Origin of the sequence: Microcystis sp. M109S1 (assembly GCF_020247025.1) — a bacterium.
Classification (GTDB): domain Bacteria; phylum Cyanobacteriota; class Cyanobacteriia; order Cyanobacteriales; family Microcystaceae; genus Microcystis.
Window position 1 is genome coordinate 1 of sequence record NZ_JADBRW010000238.1, and the last position, 5689, is coordinate 5689.

General features: G+C 44.6%; 11 protein-coding genes. 6 read left to right on the top strand and 5 right to left on the bottom strand.

The genetic code is table 11. From position 1 onward, the window contains the following. Both IM322_RS11950 and IM322_RS11955 read left to right on the top strand, forming a co-directional pair. The coding region (locus IM322_RS11950; RefSeq protein ID WP_287672947.1) for a hypothetical protein at nucleotides 1–206 on the top strand (206 nt) is incomplete at its 5' end. Between the two features lie 140 nt (nucleotides 207–346). After that, entirely contained in the window at nucleotides 347–703 is a 357-nt protein-coding gene (locus IM322_RS11955) for a type II toxin-antitoxin system PemK/MazF family toxin (RefSeq protein WP_287672949.1), read from the top strand. Between the two features lie 197 nt (nucleotides 704–900). Here IM322_RS11955 and IM322_RS11960 read toward each other — a convergent pair whose 3' ends face one another. Together IM322_RS11960 and IM322_RS11965 are read right to left on the bottom strand one after the other, a co-directional pair. Further along, nucleotides 901–1968 carry an endonuclease/exonuclease/phosphatase family protein gene (locus IM322_RS11960; RefSeq protein ID WP_287672950.1) on the bottom strand — a complete coding sequence of 356 codons (1068 nt, stop codon included), beginning with the start codon at nucleotides 1966–1968 and terminating at the stop codon, nucleotides 901–903. A gap of 327 nt (nucleotides 1969–2295) precedes the next feature. After that, nucleotides 2296–2646 carry a hypothetical protein gene (locus IM322_RS11965; protein WP_287672951.1) on the bottom strand — a complete coding sequence of 117 codons (351 nt, stop codon included), beginning with the start codon at nucleotides 2644–2646 and terminating at the stop codon, nucleotides 2296–2298. Between the two features lie 153 nt (nucleotides 2647–2799). On the opposite strand from IM322_RS11965, the gene IM322_RS11970 reads away from it, so the two are divergent. The 3 genes from IM322_RS11970 to IM322_RS11980 all read left to right on the top strand — a co-directional run bounded on the left by IM322_RS11970 (nucleotide 2800) and on the right by IM322_RS11980 (nucleotide 3830). Next, a complete protein-coding gene (locus IM322_RS11970) occupies nucleotides 2800–3234 on the top strand; it encodes a type II toxin-antitoxin system RelE/ParE family toxin (RefSeq protein ID WP_287699001.1) in 435 nt (144 codons plus the stop codon). Then, entirely contained in the window at nucleotides 3206–3529 is a 324-nt protein-coding gene (locus IM322_RS11975; protein ID WP_287672963.1) for a helix-turn-helix domain-containing protein, read from the top strand. The genes IM322_RS11970 and IM322_RS11975 overlap by 29 nt, the downstream gene beginning before the upstream one ends. A gap of 94 nt (nucleotides 3530–3623) precedes the next feature. Next, nucleotides 3624–3830 carry an AbrB/MazE/SpoVT family DNA-binding domain-containing protein gene (locus IM322_RS11980; protein ID WP_287672964.1) on the top strand — a complete coding sequence of 69 codons (207 nt, stop codon included), beginning with the start codon at nucleotides 3624–3626 and terminating at the stop codon, nucleotides 3828–3830. Nucleotides 3831–3912: 82 nt separating this feature from the next. Here the strand turns inward: IM322_RS11980 and IM322_RS11985 are convergent, their stop codons facing one another. From IM322_RS11985 to IM322_RS11995, 3 genes are all read right to left on the bottom strand, one after another. Beyond that, the gene (locus IM322_RS11985; protein ID WP_287672965.1) at nucleotides 3913–4110 is read right to left on the bottom strand and encodes a hypothetical protein; all 198 of its coding nucleotides are present in this window, start codon (nucleotides 4108–4110) and stop codon (nucleotides 3913–3915) included. 2 nt (nucleotides 4111–4112) lie between these two features. Continuing rightward, the gene (locus IM322_RS11990) at nucleotides 4113–4727 is read right to left on the bottom strand and encodes a hypothetical protein (protein ID WP_287672966.1); all 615 of its coding nucleotides are present in this window, start codon (nucleotides 4725–4727) and stop codon (nucleotides 4113–4115) included. A 217-nt stretch (nucleotides 4728–4944) separates the two neighbouring features. Beyond that, complete coding sequence (locus IM322_RS11995) at nucleotides 4945–5259, bottom strand: helix-turn-helix domain-containing protein (RefSeq protein ID WP_287672967.1); 315 nt, start codon at nucleotides 5257–5259, stop codon at nucleotides 4945–4947. Between the two features lie 127 nt (nucleotides 5260–5386). Here IM322_RS11995 and IM322_RS12000 point away from each other — a divergent pair, with 127 nt between their 5' ends. Next, a complete protein-coding gene (locus tag IM322_RS12000) occupies nucleotides 5387–5590 on the top strand; it encodes a hypothetical protein (protein ID WP_287672970.1) in 204 nt (67 codons plus the stop codon). The last annotated feature ends 99 nt before the right edge of the window (nucleotides 5591–5689 follow it).

The following is a 5689-nucleotide window of genomic DNA, read 5'->3' on the forward strand; positions in this document are numbered from 1 at the left end:
TGTCCTATGCAACGGACAGGATTATAAGGAATGAAACTCTTATAGAGAAAGACATTTGGCGATTTTTGTCAATTGTTTTCGATCTAGAGCGAACTAATCAATTAAATCTCTTGCCAGATAAGGATTTAGTCGATTTATGCCACCCTATCGAACCATACCAAGTAACGAAGAACCATAAACAATGGTTGGAGAAGTTACATCAATAATTAGGATTGAATAATCAAAAAATAACTAAACAGGTATTAATGGATAGTTGGAATGAAGCTTATAGTGATGGATTGGACAAATCAGAAACTTTGATGTTAGAGGGAATACGCCATCATCAACGCCAATTATCTGAGTAAATATGACGATTTTTAAAGGTGAGATTTATTGGATTGATGTAGGAAAACCACAAGGTTCTGAACCTGCTTATCTTCGTCCTTGTGTTGTGGTGCGAAATGATGCTCTGAATCAGTCACAAATTGGGACGGTTATTGTGTGTCCATTAACAACCAATTTGAGACGAGCAAAAGCTATTGGTAATGTTTTATTGAATGAGGGTGAAGGGAATTTACCTGAATCCAGTGTTGTTAATGTTTCACAGGTTTTCACGGTTGATAAACGTCTTTTAACGGAGTCTATCGGAAGACTTTCTCGGGAAAAAATCAAATTAATTATTCAGGGAATTAAGTTGGTTATTGAACCTCAAGAACTCGAATAATAGGGGTTATAAAAGGATTCAAAGACATTTCCCCTTAGACTTGGCTAGTCCCGTAGCTCTGACTGCTCCTGCTATCAATGGTTAAGTTCTAATCCACTAATTACGACAAAAAAGGTCGGGGCGACCCCGACCTTTTTTTTGTACATGATGAAACTTTAAACAACCAAATTCGCTCGATAATTCCCGAATGTCGTCGGCTAAGATACTTTTAATTCGGCCTTGACGATACGATGATCGGGGAATCCCGTGGCATCTTTCGAGCAGTCAAAAGGAACTATAGAAGAACTCGCCGACCAATTTTTGGCAGTTCCACCGACAAAAACAGCATCTAAGATACTGTTAAAATTTGGATTACATTGAGTGGATAGACAATTATTAGAAGCTAAACAATCCGGTTGAATCCACTTTAATATGTTGTCTTGATTGAGTTTATTGAAAGCCGTATTACCTCTTCGTTCATTGAGATCAAAATCGAAGTTAAAGTCTCCCACTATAATCGTCGGTAAATTTTGCTGATTGCTCCAATTTCTGACGAAATCAGCCTGTTGGTTTCTTCTTTCCTCTTCACGACGGTTGAAATGGTTGACCATAAATAAAAATTCAGTCCCGTCCGCGAGAAGTTTAAATTGACCCACGAGTGGATTTCTTGACCCTCCAGAACCCGATAAATTATTGATAGAACCCACTAATTCTAACTGACTTTGATCGTAAGCGATCGCTAATCTATCTTGACCGCCCGTCTCTCCCAAGACCGAGGTAAAATTTGAACCCATAGCTTGAGTGAACTTATCTAGATCGTCCTGATTCATCACCTCTTCAAGACCCCAAATAATGACCTCTGGATGCTTTGTAATTTCCTCGGCCACTTTGTCGGGGGTGGTATCTCTGGGGTTAAAGTTTGGTGATTCTACGTTATAGGTGGCTAATTTTAACCCGCTTGTAGGACGAGGATTCGGAGAGGGGTTAACCGAATTTTCCAAAACTTGAGCGACATATTTTTCTATAATCCAACCTTGTTGGAAGGGGATTTGTACTTTTAGCCAATGCTTTTCCCTATCGGTTGCGGTCACTGTGGCCGTTACACCATCGGGTAATCTCCCCTTTAAACTCGGAAAAGGATTTTCGTGCAAAGGAACACCTTGAGGATTTGTGGCTTTAAGCTGTACTTGCTGACCTACCTCTACATCTAAGGCGAGGGCTGGGTTGGCAAAGATAAAGCCTCCCCAAGCTACTATCAAGATGACAATGCCGAGCAGTCTTTTCATTTGTTTGACCTGTAACGTTTACTGTTCATCATCGTAAACGTTTAGGGGTGAACGCGGCACTCACAGGAAAGCAAATTCTGTCTTTGATTGAACGGTATTTTCGATTAGTTCTCCCGCAGGTCTGTTACCGAGGGGAGAGGGAAGGGAAACCATTCTATCCTTCACCAGCTAATTTTAAGACAGAAGTACGAGTAGTGGCATCTAAGCGAAAATTCAGCAATTCTAGTTGACCCTATCCCCGCAAACTTGATAATCTTAATCGCTTCAATAGTTTTAGCCAATTAAGTTAAAGAAAGCGATCGCAACCGAGGAGAGAATGACAGGTTCTCAAAAATCCTCGAAAATCGGGGCTAGGGTCGAGCGGGACATTCCCGAATCTTCTTCTGTATCCTCTCGATCGATTAACCGTTTCAGGGTTTCAATTTCCCCGTTGAGACCGGCAACCGTCGCCGTCACCTCCTCGATTACCGTTCTCATTTCTTGTTCAACGATTTGTTTGACGAGTTGTTCAACATCGTTCTCTTGATCGCGAGAACATTGCAATCCCTTGCAGATGAGGTCGAGGGCGGTTTTTGTCTTGTCGAAACCGTCCCCCTTGGGAAAATGCCGCCGTCCGTAACTCTCGAAGCGTTCGTTGATCGCGTCGGGAATCCTCACCCCGATGGATTTCGATGCCATTGTCTGACACTCCATCGAACATTGTTTGACAATACGATGGTAACTAAACCTCCCGCAAAAATCAAAATTTTTCGTTGGGTTAGAAGAATAACTCCAAACATCCCGTTTTTTTGTCGATAAATTCCCTTGAACTATAGAACTGAGTTCTATATAATGAACGTAATTAGAGAAAAGCCACCCAAAATGTCAAGTGTGCGGATTTTCAAGAATAAGTGGTTTACCAAGTTCGCAAAAAAGGAAAACATCAGCGACGCAAAGCTATGGGAGACGATCGAGGACGTGGAATCCGGGAGGGTAGATGCCGATTATGGCGGGGGTGTCATCAAACAGAGGCTCTCACGCACCAACGAGGGGAAGTCCGGTGGTTACAGGTCGATCATCCTCTACCGACGGGATGACAAAGCTTTCTTTGTCTACGGATTCGCGAAAAGTGAACGGGAGAACATAGACAAGGACGAAGAGCGAGGATTTAAAGACTTGGCGAGAGTAACCTTTTCCCTTTCCGACGAGGAACTCGCCAAGTTAGTCGAGAAAGGAGTTTACAAGGAAGTAAAACGTGATGGCCCAGAAAAAAACTTACAAGAGTGACGCGTTCGCGGCGATCCACGAAACAGCCTCCGACTATTACGACGCGGGCGTGATCGATAAGCGAACCCTCCGACACTTCGATGAATCCTGCCTGACACCGGTTCGGGAGTTCACGCCCGAGGAGATACGCTCCCTCCGCGAGCGCGAGGAGGTAAGCCAAGCCGTTTTCGCTCGTTATCTGAACGTCTCGAAAGATTCGGTCAGTCAATGGGAGCGGGGAGAGAAACATCCCGCGGGACCGGCGTTAAAACTCCTGTCTCTGGTCGAGAAAAAAGGTCTAAATGCGATTAATTAAAGGAAAACTTCCAGTTATTTACCATTATTTGACCGATAACTGAATCAAATAAGTATTTAAGGTTAATTTTCTAACTTTATCGGACGAGAAGATGATGGATATCGGACTAAAAAGATTCCGAATTCCCCACAAGATCGCTGAAAGCTTCGGAATCAACGAGAATTCAATCGTTGAACTCACAGAGAAACCATGCAATCCAACGCTCGATCGATTGTTGGCCAGCATTCCAGAAGACTTTCAGTATCCAGAAGACATACTCGATTTTGTTGAAAGCGGGCCGGGTGGTAAGGAGATGATATGACGGGTGAGGTGATCGGACGTTCGTTTTGTCGAACGTCTGAAGTCTCACGGTCGCAACCTTAAGCGTGATTATCGGGTGAGAACTATTTTTTCGATAGAAAACCGACAGATACCCCGAAATGGAGATTACCGAGGCCCAATCCCCAACCCGCTCCCAATAGGGGTTCACCTTTGAGGGAAAAGGCTATCACCCCACCCGATAACAACCCCGTGATCTGGCAAACCAGAAACCAATGTAACAGACGACGGCGTTCTCGATCGAGCGCACCCTGTAGGATCAAGGTTAGGTCATCTGTTCTGGTTCCTTCTTGGTACGTTGAATCAGCTTCTTTGCGATTACTTCTGGGGACTGTTTGAGGGAATCGAGGGACTCCTCGACTACGCGACTAGATTTTTCTACCTGTGACCTTAGACCAGGTACGCTGAAATTGCGTTCTTTCATGTAGTTGACGGTCAGGTAGTTGAAGGCGACGATATTCTGGGCGGCGGCGAACTGGGCGGCCTCATCCACACGACGAAAATTATCCTCTTGAATATCTTCTAAGGGATTGGTATCGACGAAGATTTCTTCGGTATCGACGGAATTGTTTATGACTTTTTCACTCTCTCGCTGGACTAATCCCGTCTCGGCGTTAGTCACAGGGGACTTTTTGTTGGTTTCAGTCTGGTTATCAGCGATTTCGGGGGTAGCACTCGGAAAACCTTCGAGAGTACCCCATTTCTGATAGTGGGCGTTTAGGTCATCGAATATTTGAATCTGTTCGTCACTGTAGTAGCTGTTTCGGCCGTGTTTATCGGCCTCCATGTCGTAACCCAAGCGGATCAGATGCTGGCGGCGTTCGTAAAACTGGGTTTTTCCTATTCGGTAGCGATCGGGTAAGGAGGCGGCTTTTTGCATAATTTTTCATCTCCGAGGGGTTTAAGAATAAAAAAATATCCCGAATCGAGGGAAAAAAAGTTGGAACGGTGGACGGTTTGCCGTTTTATCGGAACCAATCCGAAGGAAAGAATAAATTTCAGTATAGTCCCTTAAAAAAAAGGCTTCAATCGGAAACAGGATAATTTCGTAACTTATTGTCGGTTTGGTTCGGGGATTAAAAAGGCTTCTCGGAGGTTCACTCGTGACCGATTTCGGTGAGGAATCGATCAAGCGGGTAATCCAAAGCGTCGAGAATCGCTCGGAGGGTAGCCGTGCCGACACTCTTGGCCGTCTGATTTTCTGCCGTTATCGCCTTGAAACCAGTCTCCAACTTTTGGATGTGCTGGGGTGAAATGTCCCGACCAGCATCCCTGATCTTGTTGACCAACTTGTTTCGAGATAGTCCCTGTCCCTCCCGAATCTCCTTTAACTTCAATCCCGATTCCTCTGACCATGAGATAGCCTCGACCATCTCAACGGGAATCATCACTACTTTCTTTTGTTTCACCACGCCCAAAACCCCCAGAAAAATTACTGTTGTTATTGTCTATTATATTACTTATAATATTAATATCACTGGTTGATAAAAAAGACAAACTTTGCGACTGTAAATAGTCATGTAGTCGGGAGGTAACGGCGTGAACATCTGGTCTCGCTCTCCGCAAATCTGGACAGCCTACGGGTTAGAGTGGCGTTTCGAGTACAATTCTTTTAGTGCCAAGCGCACCGTCAGCGCGGCGGGCTTCGTCCTCGATATTCCCGTTAAGGCCACCACCAAGTTCGCCTCGCCCCGGGTGTGGCTAGTGGGACTTAAACAAAATTTAAGCCCAAACAAAGCCTAAACTGGCTTTGTAAGCGGCAAAAACATCCCGATTCTCGGTCAGCCACTCAAAGAAACGGAAAGACATCGCTGTCCGAAAAGCTTCCAAAGCTTCCACAAA

Excerpts from the sequence above, each read along its gene's own strand:
- IM322_RS11955 (WP_287672949.1), top strand. The coding sequence starts at position 347 with ATGACGATTTTTAAAGGTGAGATTTATTGGATTGATGTAGGAAAACCA.
- IM322_RS11960 (WP_287672950.1), bottom strand. The coding sequence starts at position 1,968 with ATGAAAAGACTGCTCGGCATTGTCATCTTGATAGTAGCTTGGGGAGGC.
- IM322_RS11965 (WP_287672951.1), bottom strand. The coding sequence starts at position 2,646 with ATGGCATCGAAATCCATCGGGGTGAGGATTCCCGACGCGATCAACGAA.
- IM322_RS11970 (WP_287699001.1), top strand. The coding sequence starts at position 2,800 with ATGAACGTAATTAGAGAAAAGCCACCCAAAATGTCAAGTGTGCGGATT.
- IM322_RS11975 (WP_287672963.1), top strand. The coding sequence starts at position 3,206 with ATGGCCCAGAAAAAAACTTACAAGAGTGACGCGTTCGCGGCGATCCAC.
- IM322_RS11980 (WP_287672964.1), top strand. The coding sequence starts at position 3,624 with ATGGATATCGGACTAAAAAGATTCCGAATTCCCCACAAGATCGCTGAA.
- IM322_RS11990 (WP_287672966.1), bottom strand. The coding sequence starts at position 4,727 with ATGCAAAAAGCCGCCTCCTTACCCGATCGCTACCGAATAGGAAAAACC.